Source organism: Streptomyces sp. PTL18 (assembly GCF_059510295.1).
This window is the reverse complement of record NZ_JCAJZO010000045.1, coordinates 1-14,669: the sequence shown is the minus strand read 5'-3', so window position 1 is coordinate 14,669 and position 14,669 is coordinate 1. Positions and strand designations below refer to the sequence as shown.

The 14,669-nt window shown below is 70.6% G+C and carries 19 protein-coding genes; all 19 read left to right on the top strand.

Annotated features, from left to right (window positions below; all coding sequences use genetic code 11):
- The first annotated feature begins 151 nt into the window (after nt 1-151).
- The gene (locus tag AC5WS8_RS37130) at nt 152-655 is read left to right on the top strand and encodes a hypothetical protein (RefSeq protein WP_496107899.1); all 504 of its coding nucleotides are present in this window, start codon (nt 152-154) and stop codon (nt 653-655) included.
- Nucleotides 652-897 carry a hypothetical protein gene (locus tag AC5WS8_RS37125; protein WP_496107898.1) on the top strand — a complete coding sequence of 82 codons (246 nt, stop codon included), beginning with the start codon at nt 652-654 and terminating at the stop codon, nt 895-897. The genes AC5WS8_RS37130 and AC5WS8_RS37125 overlap by 4 nt, the downstream gene beginning before the upstream one ends.
- Nucleotides 894-2,258, top strand: a complete 1,365-nt coding sequence (locus AC5WS8_RS37120; RefSeq protein WP_496107897.1) for a DUF2637 domain-containing protein — start codon at nt 894-896, stop codon at nt 2,256-2,258. The genes AC5WS8_RS37125 and AC5WS8_RS37120 overlap by 4 nt, the downstream gene beginning before the upstream one ends.
- Nucleotides 2,259-2,366: 108 nt before the next feature.
- Complete coding sequence (locus AC5WS8_RS37115; RefSeq protein ID WP_496107896.1) at nt 2,367-4,649, top strand: FtsK/SpoIIIE domain-containing protein; 2,283 nt, start codon at nt 2,367-2,369, stop codon at nt 4,647-4,649.
- A 195-nt stretch (nt 4,650-4,844) separates the two neighbouring features.
- The gene (locus AC5WS8_RS37110) at nt 4,845-5,588 is read left to right on the top strand and encodes a hypothetical protein (RefSeq protein ID WP_496107895.1); all 744 of its coding nucleotides are present in this window, start codon (nt 4,845-4,847) and stop codon (nt 5,586-5,588) included.
- Nucleotides 5,589-5,749: 161 nt separating this feature from the next.
- The gene (locus AC5WS8_RS37105) at nt 5,750-5,956 is read left to right on the top strand and encodes a hypothetical protein (RefSeq protein ID WP_496107894.1); all 207 of its coding nucleotides are present in this window, start codon (nt 5,750-5,752) and stop codon (nt 5,954-5,956) included.
- 51 nt (nt 5,957-6,007) lie between these two features.
- Nucleotides 6,008-6,391, top strand: coding sequence for a hypothetical protein (locus tag AC5WS8_RS37100; protein ID WP_496107893.1), 384 nt, complete (start codon nt 6,008-6,010; stop codon nt 6,389-6,391).
- A 123-nt stretch (nt 6,392-6,514) separates the two neighbouring features.
- Nucleotides 6,515-6,760 carry a hypothetical protein gene (locus AC5WS8_RS37095; protein WP_496107892.1) on the top strand — a complete coding sequence of 82 codons (246 nt, stop codon included), beginning with the start codon at nt 6,515-6,517 and terminating at the stop codon, nt 6,758-6,760.
- Nucleotides 6,761-6,824: 64 nt separating this feature from the next.
- Nucleotides 6,825-7,322, top strand: a complete 498-nt coding sequence (locus tag AC5WS8_RS37090) for a hypothetical protein (protein WP_496107891.1) — start codon at nt 6,825-6,827, stop codon at nt 7,320-7,322.
- Between the two features lie 12 nt (nt 7,323-7,334).
- Nucleotides 7,335-7,505: a pRL2-8 gene (locus AC5WS8_RS37085; RefSeq protein WP_496107890.1), complete on the top strand. Its 171-nt coding sequence runs from the start codon at nt 7,335-7,337 to the stop codon at nt 7,503-7,505.
- Nucleotides 7,506-7,522: 17 nt separating this feature from the next.
- Nucleotides 7,523-8,146, top strand: a complete 624-nt coding sequence (locus AC5WS8_RS37080) for a DUF6919 domain-containing protein (RefSeq protein WP_496107889.1) — start codon at nt 7,523-7,525, stop codon at nt 8,144-8,146.
- Nucleotides 8,147-8,170: 24 nt separating this feature from the next.
- Nucleotides 8,171-8,524, top strand: a complete 354-nt coding sequence (locus AC5WS8_RS37075) for a DUF7739 domain-containing protein (protein ID WP_496107888.1) — start codon at nt 8,171-8,173, stop codon at nt 8,522-8,524.
- Nucleotides 8,525-9,011: 487 nt separating this feature from the next.
- Entirely contained in the window at nt 9,012-9,485 is a 474-nt protein-coding gene (locus AC5WS8_RS37070; RefSeq protein ID WP_496107887.1) for a transcriptional regulator, read from the top strand.
- A gap of 58 nt (nt 9,486-9,543) precedes the next feature.
- Nucleotides 9,544-10,029 (top strand): hypothetical protein, encoded by a 486-nt coding sequence (locus tag AC5WS8_RS37065; protein ID WP_496107886.1) that lies wholly within the window; start codon nt 9,544-9,546, stop codon nt 10,027-10,029.
- A 3-nt stretch (nt 10,030-10,032) separates the two neighbouring features.
- Nucleotides 10,033-10,419: a hypothetical protein gene (locus tag AC5WS8_RS37060; protein WP_496107885.1), complete on the top strand. Its 387-nt coding sequence runs from the start codon at nt 10,033-10,035 to the stop codon at nt 10,417-10,419.
- Between the two features lie 94 nt (nt 10,420-10,513).
- On the top strand, nt 10,514-11,116 hold the full coding sequence (locus AC5WS8_RS37055) for a hypothetical protein (protein WP_496107884.1): 603 nt from the start codon (nt 10,514-10,516) through the stop codon (nt 11,114-11,116).
- A 57-nt stretch (nt 11,117-11,173) separates the two neighbouring features.
- Nucleotides 11,174-11,458 carry a hypothetical protein gene (locus tag AC5WS8_RS37050; protein ID WP_496107883.1) on the top strand — a complete coding sequence of 95 codons (285 nt, stop codon included), beginning with the start codon at nt 11,174-11,176 and terminating at the stop codon, nt 11,456-11,458.
- On the top strand, nt 11,455-11,745 hold the full coding sequence (locus tag AC5WS8_RS37045) for a hypothetical protein (RefSeq protein ID WP_496107882.1): 291 nt from the start codon (nt 11,455-11,457) through the stop codon (nt 11,743-11,745). Before AC5WS8_RS37050 ends, AC5WS8_RS37045 begins: the two co-directional genes overlap by 4 nt.
- Nucleotides 11,746-12,171: 426 nt before the next feature.
- Nucleotides 12,172-14,669: MobF family relaxase (gene mobF, locus AC5WS8_RS37040; protein WP_496107881.1), on the top strand; the 2,498-nt coding region annotated here is incomplete at its 3' end.

Genomic DNA, 14,669 nt, shown 5'->3' with positions numbered 1-14,669 from the left:
TGACGGAGTGCCACCTAAGTCGGGTACGGTCATCATCGTCGCCGAGAAGTTATGTACCAAACTCGGCGAGTGCAGTCATGCAAGAAGCCCCCGGCGCGGCTACGCCGAGGGCTCCCGTATGGGCCGTTCCATTGAGAGGAGCACGACCCACATGAACATCATCGTCGCAGGTCAGCGCATCGTTACGAACTCCGAGTTCCTGGAGGTCGCCGCTGGTTTCGGTTCCGAGACCGAGCCGCTCGACCTCGTCGAGGAATTCACCGCCGGCGGACTCGCCAGCCGGGACGCGCTGGACTCCTTCCTGGCCGACTTCCTGGTCGAGAACGACACCGACCGCGAGGACGCCGCGTACTACAAGAGCCTGCTCCGCCGGCTGCCGCGCGAGCTGCGGACCCGCAAGGCCACCGTCCCCGCCGTGGCCGACGTGGTCGCCGAGCTGGAGGCCGACGACGACGTCCTCGACTACGAGGCCGACGACATCACCGCCGACTGGACGGCCGCGGACTTCGACTCCTACGAGGTCCTCGCCACCCTCGGCTCCCCCGAGCCCGCCGCCGCCGTCGCCCGCGCCCGCCGCCCCCGCGCCGAGCGCCGCGAGGTCCGTGCCGCCCTCCGGGTCGTCCGCAACGAGACCTCGACGGAGGTAGCGGCATGAAGCGTGCCTTCGCCCACACCGCCCTGTTCGTGCTGACCGTGCTGGAGATGACCCTCGGCGTGATCGCCGGGATGGCGGCCCTGGTCAGCGTCATCACCGAGATGGTGGCCCGCGCGACGGCCGCCGGCGGGGACTCCTTCGCCCGGCGACTGCGCATCAACCCCGTCTCCCCCCGACTCCGTACCGAGCTGGCGACCGTGCTGTCCGGGATCGCGAACCCGGCGGCTGGAGGTACCCGATGAGCTACCGCGAGGAGATGCGCGCCGACCGCGCCGCGAACCGCGCCCAGGACCGCGAGGACATGCGCCTGAAGCTGGAAACCCAGCTCAAGGCGAAGGAGATCGCCGCCGAGCAGAAGCGCAAGGACGACGAGGCCAAGCGCGAGCAGGCCCGGAAGGACGCCGAGGCCAAGCGCCGCCAGGAGCTGGCCGACAAGCGCGCCCGCGCGCAAGAGAAGGAGCGCAAGCAGGCCGCCCGCCGGGCGAAGGTCGCCAAGGTCACCCGCTGGGTCAACGGCAACCCGGTCACGATGTTCGTCGGCTTCGTGATGGTCTGCTCGATCGTCCCGGCCGTCATCTCGCAGATCGGCGCCCTGTCCCACGCCGGGGTGTTCGTCCTCCTGGCCGCGCTGCTCTCGGCGATGCTGGAGGGCACGGCCTGGGCCCTGACCTTCATGGGCAAGCAGGCCGAGGACGCCGGAAGGCCGGCGGGGAAGTACCGGGTCGCCACCTGGGTCACCGCGTTCCTCGCGGCCGCGGTGAACTACTGGCACTGGTCCGAGGCCCTGCCGAACCAGACCTGGGTCGCGGTCGTCTTCGCCGCGTCGTCCCTCATCGCGATCTACCTGTGGGACATGAAGACCCACGGGTCGCACGGCAAGACCAAGGAGCAGCGCCGCCAGGAGAAGGCCCGCAAGAAGCACCTCGCCGACCGGCGCAAGCACCACAAGGACATCGCCGCCGAGGCCGACCGGCTCCTGTCCGCCCTGCCCTTCGAGTCCATCTCCGAGGAAGAAGCGTTCGCCACCGCGTGGCGGATCAAGAAGGGTGCCGAGCCGGGCCTGTCCGCCCAGATCTACGCGGACGCCACCAACGCCCGGGTCGCCCTCGGCGCCGCCTTCGAACTGGGTGAGCACGTCCGCCCCGAACTGGTCCGCGCGGGCATGCTCGCGAGCCTCTACAACCCGCTCCCGCACCGCCTCTCGGAGGGCATCCCGACCCTCGGTCCGACCCTTCCGATCCCGGCTCTCCGGAGGCCCTCTGAGGGCGCTACAGCCCTTGCGGGAATTGGGATGTACGGGTCTGAAGCCGCAAGCGGAAAAGCCCGCGAGAAGGGCAGCGAGAAGGCTTCTGGGAACGCTGGCGAGGACGCCAGCGGGAACGGTCGCCGGGGCCGGTCGGACGAGGAGCTGGAGGCGCTCCTGCCGGACGCGCTGAAGGCCGCCGCCGAGCTCGTGGCGGAGGGCAACCAGATCTCCGCCGCCGGTCTGTCGAAGAAGCTCGGCATCCGCCGGGACGACGCCCGGCGGCTGCGGGACCGGGTTGTCGCCGAGCGCAAGCTCCGGCTCATCGACGGCGACGGCAACGAAGCGGTGGGCGCCTGACCCGCCGCCCTGACTGATCGACCACTCCCCTGAAAAGCCGCGGGGCCCGGCGCCTCCCTTCCACAGTCGCCGCCGGGCCCCGCTTCCTCCCGAAGGAGAAGCACCAGCATGACCGAGATGCCGACCGGATCGCGTCCCGAGCGCACGGACCTGGCCACCGTCACCTACGTCCACGGCGCGGGGCCGGCCACCAAGCCCAGCCCCCTCCCCGCTTCCCCCGCTTTGGGTGGCACGACCGCCACCACCGACCGCGCCGCCGTGGTCGAGTCGGCCCGCCGAGTCCTGGAGGGCACGGTCACCCCTGCGCCCGCCGAGGTGGTCGAGAAGGTCGACATCGACCTGGACGCCTTCGACGACCGCCCGCTCATCCCGGCCTGGGCCAAGACCCCCGAGGGCTGGGCCATGTACGCGGGCGTCGTCTACCGCTCCCGCCTGCGGGCCTACCGCCGCTGGGTCCGCCGCCAGCGCACCGACCGCGGGCACGTCGCGCAGTTCAAGCGCGGCGCCCGCCGGGTGCAGGACTGGGTGGTCGGCTTCGAGGGCATCCAGACGCAGGCCCTCGCCCACCAGGCGCACATCGCCGCCAAAGAGGCCCGCGCCGCAGCCCGCGCCGCCCGCTACACCCCGGCGCTGATGAAGAAGAAGAAGGAGGTCGCGCTGAGGGAGGCCGACCGGACCCAGACCGTGGCCATGCAGGCGGTCAACGCGCACAAGCAGGCCAAGAGCTACCGGCGCAAGCTCCGGGCCCTGCGCGCCGGTGCCGCCTACGGCCCGCCGCTGGCCGCGATCGGCTCCGGATACGCCACCGCCGGTGGACTCGGCGCGACGGCCGGCGCGCTCGCCACGTTCGCGGGCGGTGCCTTCGCGGGCCGCCACACCATCACCGAGGAGACCGACTGGTCGGCGGACTGGCGCTCCCTCGGCGACGGCGACCCGATGACCGCGCCGATGCTGGACGAGGTCTTCCGCCGGGCCAAGGTGATCGGCTCCGACGAGTCCCTGCACATGGTGCAGATGCCCATGCTGGACGCGCGCGGGGCCTGGTCGGCGGTTATCGACCTGCCGCCCGGAATCCCGGCGAAGAAGGCAATGCGGGCCCTTTCCGAAATCGCCTCGGCGCTCGGAGTCGAGGACGCGCAGGTCAGCATGACCAAGACCAAGGGGAAGGGCGCCCGCTCCGGCCGCCTGGAAATCTACGTCTCCAAGGAGCTGCCGTTCACCGAGGACGCCGAGCCGGGCCCGCTGCTCGCCCTGGAGGCCGCCGCCAATTTCTGGGGTCGCATTGCGATCGGCCCCGACGTGCGAGGACTGGCCATCTCGATTTCCGTGGTCGAGCGCTCCGGCCTGATCGGAGGCGAGCCCGGCGCGGGCAAGAGCGCGTCCGGCAACGTGATCCTGCTGGCCGCGGCCCTCGACCCGCGCGTCATTCTCTGGCTCGCGGACGGAAAGGCCGGCGGCGACCTGGAGCCGTTCCGTGAGCTGTGCGAATACTTCGAGGGCGACGCGGACCCCGAGGCGTTCTACGAGATGCTCAAGGCCGCCGTCGCCGACATGAAGGCGCGATACGCCCTGCTCAAGAAGCTGGGCAAGCGCAAGGTCACCGAGGAGCTGGCCAACAAGTACCCGCTGCTGCGCCAGAAGCTGCTGTGGGTGGACGAGCTGATGTTCTACACGACCGACGATGACTTCGGGAAGAAGATCACCAAGCTCCTGCGCAACCTGGTCTCCCGGGGCCGCGCGGCGGGCATCGTGACCTTCTGCGCCACCCAGAAGCCCGGCTCCGACGTGGTGGACACCAGCCTCCGGGACCTGCTGTCCATCCGGTGGGCGCTGCGCTGCACCACCCCCGAGGCGTCCGACACGATCCTCGGTAAGGGCGCCGCGGCGGCCGGCTACTCGGCGAAGACCATCGAGCCCGAGATGCGCGGTGCCGGTCTGCTGTGGGCCGAGGGCTCCAACCCGGTCCTGGTCCGCGCCGACTACTACGACGACGACCAGGTCGAGCTGCTCATCAAGCGGGCGTACGCCCTGCGCGAGGCGGCCGGCACCCTGCCGGAGGGACCGAAGACCCTCGCCGACCAGCTCCGGGACAAGGGCGAGGCCGACGCCGACGTCCTCGCGGTCCTGGTCGACGTCTTCACCGCCTACGACCAGGAGGCGAAGCAGGAGGACGCCAACGGCGAGGTCGACTGGCTCCCGGGCACGGTCCTGGTCGACGCGCTCAAGGCGGCCGGGCTCGACATCACCCCCGAGAAGCTCGCCCGCCTGGTGGTCCGCGAGGACGCCGAGAAGAAGAAGCGCACCTGGCAGGACAGCCCGTCCGCGCTCAACGGCTACCCCCTCACGGCGGTGCTCCGGGCGGTGCAGACGAAGTACGGCCTGACCGCCTGAGAGCCCGGATTCACCCCGGACGGCCGCCCGGATTGCCCCGGTATCACCCCAGACCGGGCGGCCGTCGACCCGGACAGCACCCCCTTCGACCTGGACGGCCCCCGTCCAGGTCCAGCCGGGAGCCGTCCAGGATGCTCACCCCCTCTGACCTGCATCGATGCCGCCGCAATCCAGGACCGATCCAGGTCACAAACCATGACAAACCGTGAAACCGAGAAGGGGCCCGCGATGGACACGAAGCCGGACCTGAAGCTGGTCGGGATGGCGCACGTCGACGGCCAGGAGTTGCTGTGCGGCGAGTGCGGCAACGGCTTCTCCCTGGAGATCCACAAGCATGGCTTCCGGGAGGTCTCCCCGGCCTGGATCTCCTGCCTGTCGTGCGGGAAGGGCGAGGACTCGCGCGTCGTCACCAACGGCCTGGTCGACGCCGTCCTCGCCAGGTGGGTGAAGCGGCAGAAAGACGCGGACCGCGACATCTTCACTGCCGAGTGGCGCGGCATCGTGATGACCGGCGAGCTGTACCCGACGTTCGACTTCCACCAGGCCGTCGGCGCCGCCAAGGCGGTGCACGAGTACGCCGCACCCGAGGTGAAGCGGTGGTGGCGGTCGAAGAAGAAGGCGGCCAAGGCCGAGGTGAAGAACCGGGCACGCGCCGTCACGGGCGCGGCCAAGGGCAAGGTGCAGGAGACCGCTGACACCGTGAAGGAGAAGGCGGGCGAGGCCGTGAACACGGCCAAGGCCACCGCGCTCACCACGGCCTGGACGCTGCAGACCGGCGGGGCCGGGCCGACCACGAGCGTGAAGCCGAAGCGCCAGCGCTGCACGGTCAAGGGCTGCCGGGGCGGCATGGTCACCCTCTCGACCAAGCTCCACTCCCCCACCGGCAAGACCCGCGAAGTCAAGATCCCGTGCGGGGTCTGCCACCGCAGCAGCACCTGACCGAGCCCCCACCGGAAGAAATTTCCGGGCGCTGACCAGCACAGACACGATTTATGCAGACTCCGAGTCTGCGAACCCCTGGACACGCAGACTCGGAGTCTGCATCCTTGAATTACCGCAAGCGGAAAAGCAAGCGGAAACGACATCTGAGGAGCAGACACGTGACGAAGAAGTCCCTGTCCGACCCGAAGTCCGTCAGCGCCAGCGGCGTCGCCGAGGTCCTGCGCGAGGTCGAATCCCTCGCCGTTGAACTCGCCACCCCGACGGACAGCGTCGACACCCGCAAGGACCAGTACCGGCGCCTCATCGCCCTCGGGGAGTGGCTGGTCGCGGCGGGCACCGACCTGCACGCCACCATCCGCAGCTGACTCCTGAAAGCCAGCAAAACCGCCAGCAGAAATGCCAGCAAAGGAGCCAGCGTGAAGAAGCCCAACCGCCTCATGACCTTCCTGCTCAGCCTCATCGGCCAGAGCTGGGCCTACGACACCGTGGACGAGGTCCAGGAGGTCATCGGCAAGAACGCCTTCGACAACTACGAGCGCCGAGTGACGACCCACCGTAAGGGAGCCGCGGGCATCACCGACTCCCTCGGCTTCCAGCCCGGCCTGGTCGCCTTGCACGACGAGCTGAACGACACCTGGCACTACCTCATGGCCCTCCAGCAGCGCGCCCGCGTCCTCGGTCACCCCGACCTGGCGGACAGCATGAAGCGGGCCGCCGAGAGCACCATCGACGTCATGACGGCCGTCGACCAGGCCGCCGAGCAGACCGTCCCCGCCCCCGAGGTCCCGCTGACCAGGTAGACACGCCCCGGGGCGGCCGTCTCCCGGCCAAGGATCACCGGCCGCCCCGGGCCCCGTATCCCGCTCCGAACGGCAGCGGGAGGGAGCCCCATCGTCCCTCACGACACCGAAGGAGCCAGCACCATGAGCCCCCGCCCCGATCAGGAGACCCGCAGCGCCGCCAAGTCCCGGGTCGCCGAGCTGAAGAAGGTCCGGGACCAGGCGCACGAGGACGCCGAGAAGGCCATGGCCGCCGCAGACGAGGCGATGTGGAAGTCCATCGCCGCCGAGCTGGACGCCGGAACCCTCCTGCAGGCCGACGTCTGCGAGGCCACGGGCTTCAGCCGGGACCACGTACTGCGCCGCACCAAGCCACACCGCCAGAACTGACCGCACCGGCCCCCCACTGCGGGGGCCGGCCGCCTTCCCCAAGGCAGAAAGCCGAGGTCGCCACGTGAGCACCGAGAACGTCGCCAACAGCCACCCGCTCAGCGAGTCGGAGGCCGAAGCCGAGGCCCGCCGGATCATCGAGGGTCTGTGGAAATCCGAGCCGACCACGAAGTCGACGTCGTTCCGCGACACCACCCCGAACCCGGCGTACGGCACGACGCCCCCGGTCCACCAGGACGACCGCCGGATCGTGCCCGCGTGGGCCGCCGGGGTCGCCGTCGTCTCCATCGGCGTCGGCGCCGGCATCACGGGCGTCGGGTGCGGTGTCTGGCTTGCCTGCCAGGGATTCGCCGCCGTGACGCTGACGTCCGTCCTGTTCGTCACGCTCCCCATCGCCGCCGTGGCCACCGTGGTCGTCGCGGTCGGCTCGGTCGTGCGCTCCGTGAAGGCCGCGAACGTCACCACCCACCACCACTACGCCGGACCCGTCCACCAGGAGAACAACACGCAGGTCACGACCCACAAGTGGTTCGGCCGGTCCAACACCACCCTCAACCGCTGATCGGAGACTGTGATGGCGAGCGAGAAGGCCCTGAACCCGCCGGTCGGCCAGTGCAGGCAGTGCTGGTTCCACGCCTACGCCTCGAAGGAGGCGCACCGGTACCTCAAGCCCCGCGAGGACTGCCCGGAGTGCGTGTCCCACATGGGCGGGCGCTGCCCCGACAGCATGATCGTGAAGGGCTGACCATGAAGTTCCCCTGGATGAGCCGAGCCGACCGGCGACGCTGGAAGACCGCGAAGACCATCGCCGACCTCGGCGAGCTGATGGCCCTGTGGCTGGAGGGCGAGATCGCCTCCCGCCCCGGCTACCAGCCGCGCTTCGGCCCCGACGAGGAGACCGCGCACCTGGTGCCCACCCTCGCCGCGCTGTGCCGGGCCGGGTACGTCACCACCCAGTCGCAGCCCGGACTGGTCGGCACCGGCGCGGACGGCCTGTGGTGGGAGCAGCGCGCTGCGGTCGAGCTGGTCGTCACCGACGCCGACCTCTTCCACCGCCTGGTCGACGCCGCGAGCGCCGCCGGGATGTTCGTCCGGATCAACGACTACCGCCGCGGCGGTGGCGTCCAGGAGCAGCCCGTGGTCGCCACGACCCGCGACGGCGAGCCGGTCACCGCGTTCGGCGGCCGGATCAGCCGGGCGGACATGGCAGTCCAGTGGTCCGGCCTCGACCGCCACCTCTACGACCAGGTCGCGCACGGCACGTACGTCTCGATCGTGGCGCCGGAGTACGGCACCGCCGGCGAACGGCTCTGGGTCGTCCTCGATTTCCTCACCGGCCTGCGCCGCGAGGACCCCGCCGACCCGTGGGCCACCACCAACCGCTGACCGCGTCGTGATTGGAGAGCACGGATGACCCGCAAGCACGCCATCGTCGACGCCGAACCGCACATGGTCGTCAGCCACGGCGCCGACTTCTTCGGCCAGGACCGCCACCCGCTCAAGATGCTGGCCTCCCTCGCCGGGTACGCCGAGGGCTGCCTGTCGCGTGACGAGCGCGGCCCGCTCGTGCTCCTGCTGACGAACCCGGAGGATGGCGGGGCCATGTCGCCCTCGCAGGCCGGTGAGATTGCCCAGCTCCTGCTGAAGCTCGCCCGCCCCCGGTTCGTGAAGGCCGGTGCCGCCGGCCACGCCCGCGCCCTGGCCGACGCAGCCGCCCGTGCCGCGGAGGCAGGCGAACCCTGGGAGTGGCACCGCGAGTCCTGACGACCCGCGCCCGGCAACGTCCTCGCACCACGTGCCAGCCCTCCCCCGGTTTGGGTGGCAGCGAGAGCCCCGCCGAGCCGCAGCGCTCAGCGGGGCTCTCGCTGTACGGCGGGGCGTGTGACGGGCGGAAGGACGGCGGTCGCGCCCGGTGCCGTCCGAGAGGCCGGCCACGGCCGAGCGGGCGGCACCGGTGAACGCGCGACCGCACAGACGGAGAGCCGGAACGCCGGGCGCGGACGCGCCCGACCGCTTTATCTCCCCCACGGGAAGCCGCCGACGAAGCCCTTCGCGTCCACCGGCGAGGCGCACGTCACCCCGCCGGGCCGAGAGAACTTTTAGGGGCCTGACCAGCACCGCAGCGGAAAACGCAGACTCGGAGTCTGTGAACCCCTAGACATGCAGACTCGGAGTCTGCATCCTCTAATTATCGCAAGCGAAAAAGCCAGCGGAAACGACAGCGGGAAACCGCCGAAGGAGTCCAGCACCCATGACCGCAGCCGCAGTCTTCGCCGCCGTGTTCGTCGCGCTGTACGTCGCTCACTCGGTTGGCGACCACTGGGTCCAGACCTCCCACCAGGCCGCGGAGAAGGGCCGTCCCGGCTGGCCCGGGAGGCTCGCCGACGCCCGCCACGTCCTCGGACTGACCATCACCAAGGGCATCGCCCTCGCCGCGGTGGTCCTGGTCCTCGACCTCCCCGTCACGGTCACCGGCCTGGTGGCCGGCCTCGGCGTCGACGCGGTGACCCACTGGTGGGCCGACCGCCGCACCACGCTCGCCTGGCTCGCCAAGGTCACCGGCAAGACTGAGTTCCTCAGCCTCGGAACGCCCGCCCACCCGGCGCACCCGGTCACCGCCGAGGGCGGGTACGCGCCGACGCTCGGCACGGGCGCGTACGCCCTCGACCAGTCGTTCCACCACCTGTTCCTCGGCGTCGCCGCGCTCCTCATCGCCGCCCTGTAGCAGGCCAGACCAGACCAATCCAGCTAGATAACGCGCCTCTCACCACGGAAGGACCCCAGTGGACCGCACCCCGAAGCTGACCCTCGACCAGGAGCTGCAGGCGGCCGTCGCCATCGTCCGGATCGGCCTCGACCGCATCCGCGACGCCGCGTGCCGCACCGAAGCGGTCGCCCCGCACGCCGCCGCTCTCCAGGCCCTGTACGACCCGGCCAAGCCGGACGCCGGCGTCCTGGGGGCCGTCGCCGACCTCATCGGCACCATCACGGTGTCGCTGACCGAGGTCGACCACGACGACATCGACACCGTCACTGACTTGCTCGACGAAGCCCAGGGCTTCGCCCAGGACAGCACCGGCGACAGCATCCGCCACGTCCTCGACCTCCTGGCGCCGCTCCTGCAGCGGTGCCAGGAGTGCGGCGAGCCGAAGCCGGACGTGGAGGTGATGGCGGACCCGTTCACGGAGGCGCTGTACCCGGAGCGCGACGACCACGAGCAGATGCCCCTGTGCAAGTCCTGCGCCACTGCGCGATTCGAGGAGAGCTGAGCCATGGCCTACGACATGAGCCGCTTCGCAACAAATCGGTGGATCAAGACCCACCCGAACCGCGTCTACACCCACGGCTCGACCGAGCCCGTCCTGACCGTGCTGGACGTGCGCGGCTTTGAGCTGCACGACCTCTTCCTGATCGGCCTGAATGACTCCTGCGGCACGATCGTGCTGCCGACCGAGTCCCGGGCCGAGAACGCGGCGGCCGCATTGGAGCCCGCCTTTGCCACCCGGGTCTACTTGTTCGGTAGCAGGGACGGCGAGGATGTGTGGGCTACGGACTACACGCGCCGGGCGCTGGACGGCACCGAGCTGTCCGCGTTCATCACCGACCTCACCTTGAAGGACGGCCGACAGGTCATCAAGGACGGCCGCTGGCTCCGCTGACGAAAGCTGCCCGGCCTGTCAGACCCGCACGACAAGATGAACCCCGGGGTCGCCATCGGGCGACCCCGGCCCGTTTCTGGAAGGAGTCGAACCCATGACCGTATGGACGCCCACGACCCTCGTCTACGTCGATGAGGAAGGCGACCGAGCCCGCGCGAGCAACGGCTACAGCCGGTACGGCCAGTACATCGCCGACCGCCCTGCCAAGTTCCACGAGTACGAGGAGCCCGGCACCCCGCTGTCCGGCGACGAGTTCGCGGCTGCGGCCTGGGAGGTCGCCACGCCCCCGATCCTCATCGGGTACGTGAACCTGCGCCCCGACCTCGACTCGGTCACCACCTCGTTCACCGAGAACGGGGACCTGGTGCTGAGGGTCGCCGTCCCGCTGCGCTTCAGTGACCTGCCGTCCGACCGGCGGGCCCGGTACCCGTGGCAGGACTGGGCCAACCACTACGACATCGCGACCCGCGACGAGAAGTACGTTCGGCAGGTCGAGCCGGAGATCAAGGGCGACCGCCCCGCCGTCCTGACGATCTCGCACATCCTCATCCCCACCGTCGACTGGGACCTGCCCGCCCCACAGCACACCGAGGGCCGCGCCCTGGTCGAGGAGGCCAAGCAGGTGGTCAACGAGATCGCCCGGCGCGTCAACCAGCACGCCGGGCCGATGGTCGCGCAGCTCCTCGGCGACAAGTGACACCACGGCCACCCGTCCCGTAGGACACTCGATGCACCGACCCGAAGGGAGAGCGCAGTGAGCGCCCAACCCGAACACCCGGCGGACAGCCGGGTCCCCGCGATCCCGCACACCATCAACGCCATCGGCGACGCGCTAAGCGGCGAGCAGCGCGCCCGCTTCTACGGCGAGGTCCTGGCCGCCGAGGAGAACGACGTCCCCGGCGTCATGCGCCGCTGGTGGCGCGCGGCCATGCTCGACCGGGCCCGGGGCGCCGACACCAGCCGGGCCAACGCCGCCGCCGGCCGCCGCCTGGTCGCGGTCGAGGACCTCCTGCAGCAGGTGGAAAGGCAGGCAGGATGACCGACCAGCCACGGCGCGGCTGGACCGTATGGACCGAGGAAATCCCGGCGAGCGTCATGCTGGATATGCCTCCCGATCTCTCCAAAAAGATCCTAAACTTCCTGCTCGCTCTGGGAATTGAGGCAGGCGCCGCTGTCGACGCGGACCGCGAACCGCCCGGCGATCCGATGGACGACCTCGGAGTCAGGTATTCGCTGGAGATCGCAGGCGAACCGGTCATCATCGAATACGCCGTAATCCGTGAAGCACGGCAGATCAGAATTCCGGTCCTGGTCTGGTTCCACTGACCGACAGACGAAGAGACCCCGGCAGGGTAAGTGCCGGGGTCTCTTCGCGTCTCAGCGTAGAGGCCGGCCGCCCCGCAGGCAGCCCCGCACGCACCGGGGCCAGCATTCCCGCAAGCCGAAACGCCAGCCGAAACCCTGGCCCCGGCGCCGCGGCGGCCGTGCCCGCCCCGCGGACCGCCAGGCAAGTCGTTGCCCGTCAGACGGGAGCCGAGCGACCCCGGCACGCTGAGCGTCTCAGGTCAGTGGCATGGTGCTGTAGATCGTTGGTCTGTTGGTCACCTGGTCGTCTGTGGGTTGTGTGGTGACTCTGTTGGCTCCCTTCCGGTTCATGATCGGAAAGAGGGAGAGGACAAAGGGGGTTCCCCTCGCGGGGAACCCCGGCAGGCCGGGTGAGACGCACACGCACAGCACGGGGAGGGGCGGCCGGTGGCCTGGGTCACGAAGATCACGGAGGATGCGCAGGTCGAGTACCGGCTCAAGCAGCAGGCCGGATGCGACGTGGTCGAGTCCGACGGCGTCGTCCTGGACGATGGCGAGGACCAGGCCGTCGACTACCGGCTGCGCCCCGAGGGCGGGTCCGCCCTGGTCTGGATGGGCAGCGGCCTGGAGGCGGTCGGGCTGGTCGAGGGAGCCGAGCTCGACGAGGAGGGCAAGCAGGCCGCGCGCCTCTTGATGGCCGGCTGCCACCCGGAGACCGGCGCCCGCCTGATCAAGTCCCGCACTTCCGTACGCGCACACGAAAAGGCTCAGCTCACCACCGCCCGGCTTGTCGAGGCCATCGAAAAGGCCGCCGAGGAAAAGGGCGTTGAGCCGGGCGTACTGTTCGAGGGAAAGCCGAAGCAAAAGCGCGTATTCGAGCAGCAGCAGCGCAACGTTCACCGCTTCGGTGACATGCACCGCATGCAGGTGACCACCCTTCACAAACTCGCGCGTGCCGCCGGGATTTCCCTGGACGACGTCTATGGCGAAACGGAACTCGCCACGGCGAGGGAGAACAAAGACCTCCGTGTCGACGACCGCGTACGGGGCTGGGACGTGGTCCTCGACCTCCCCAAGTCCGACAGCGTGGTGCAGGCCCTGATGGACCTGCTCCCGGCGGAGAAGCTGCGCGAGCTGGTCCACCAGGCCAAGGGCGACACCTTCCGGCAGATGGAGCGGTGGGCCGGGTACGCGGTCGGCAGCAAGGACGGCGAACCGGTCCGGCTCGCCACCGGGGGACTGCTCGCCTGGAGTGTCGAGCACCAAAGTGCCCGCCCGATCCGGGCCGGGGAGCCCGGCGACCCGCACCTGCACCTGCACGTCACCGTGGCGAACATGGCGCTGTGCGAGGACGGCGAGTGGCGGTCGATCGCCAACAGCGGGCAGGACCTGCACCGCCACGCCTCAGCCCTGGACGCCTACTTCAAGGCCCGCGTCCGCGCGCTCACCTACGAGCACTTCGGCATCCGGCGCGTACGCAACGAACGCACCGGCGCCTGGGAGATCGTCGGCATCCCCGAGCAGGTGCGCGACCACTTCTCCCGCCGGGCCGCGCTCGTTGACGAGAAGGCCGGCGCCGACGCCAGCCGCCAGGAGAAGCAGGCCGTCTCCATGGCGACCAAGCGCGACAAGCTCGACGTCGACGCGACCACGATGCGCGAGAGCTGGAGGCAGCGCGCCGAGCAGGTCGTCGACGACGTCGACGCGATGGTGGCCGCGGCTGCACCGGGTCCGCCCGGCCCGGACGGTGGCGCCGGCGTCGACGGGACCGGCACCGGCCCGCGCATCCCGCCGCCCGGCGACATCGCGGCCGTCGTGTTCGACCCCAAGGAGGGGCTGACCGCGAACGACAAGACGTTCAGCCGCGCGCAGCTCCTGGCGGCCGTGGCGAACGCGCTGGAGTTCGGGATCGACGCCGACCCGGACAGCCTTGAGCGGCTGTGCGACGAGGTCCTGGCGGTCGAGGGCTACGCGGTGCGCGTGCCCACCATCGGGTCCACCGTCATGTCGTCCGTCGACCGCTACACCACCCAGGACATCCTCGACGCCGAGGAGAGCGTCCGCCGCCAGGCGCTGGAGAGGTTCGGCAGCGGCGCCGTGCAGCTCACCGCCGACCAGGCCGCCGCCGCCATCGACGTCTTCCAGGTCGCCGCCGGGTTCGAGCTGTCCGAGGAACAGCGCGCCGCGGTGACCCGGGTCCTGACCGCCGGGCACGGCATCGACGCCATCGTGGGTGTCGCGGGCGCGGGCAAGTCGACGCTGATGGAGGCGTGCCGGATCGGCTGGGACGCCACCGGCACCACGTACGCCGGCGCGACCCTCGCCGCGGTCGCCGCGCAGAACCTGACCGACGCCTCCGGCATCCCCGCCCGGACCGTGGCCGCCTGGCTCGGCGAGATCGAGAACGGCAACGGGCTGCGCGGCGTCGACGTCCTGGTCGTAGACGAAGCGACGATGGTGGACGACCGCGCCGCGGCTGTGCTGATGACCGAGGCCGCGCGTACCGGGACGAAGGTCGTGGGCATCGGCGACCACCTACAGCTGCAGGCGATCGGCCCCGGCGGCTGGTTCCGCGAGGCCCACCGCCTGGTCCACGGGCTCACCCTCACCGAGAACCGCCGCCAGGAGGACGCCGCCGAACGGGCCGCGCTGGACGTGTGGCGCACCGGCGACCACGAACTGGCGCTGCGGATGCTCGCCGAGGGCGGGCGCCTGCACCCCGCCGAGACCGCCGAGGAGGCCCGCTCCCAGATCCTCATGGCGTGGGACGAACTCCGCCTGCAGGAGTGGGCCGACCCGCACGACCTCATCGCCAACATGGTGGTGCTCGCCGCCCGCAACTCGGACGTCGACGCGCTCAACCTCGGCGCGCAGGCGATCCGCCGCGAGGCCGGCGAACTCGGCGACGAGCACACATACGCCCTGCCCGGCGGTGACACCCTCAC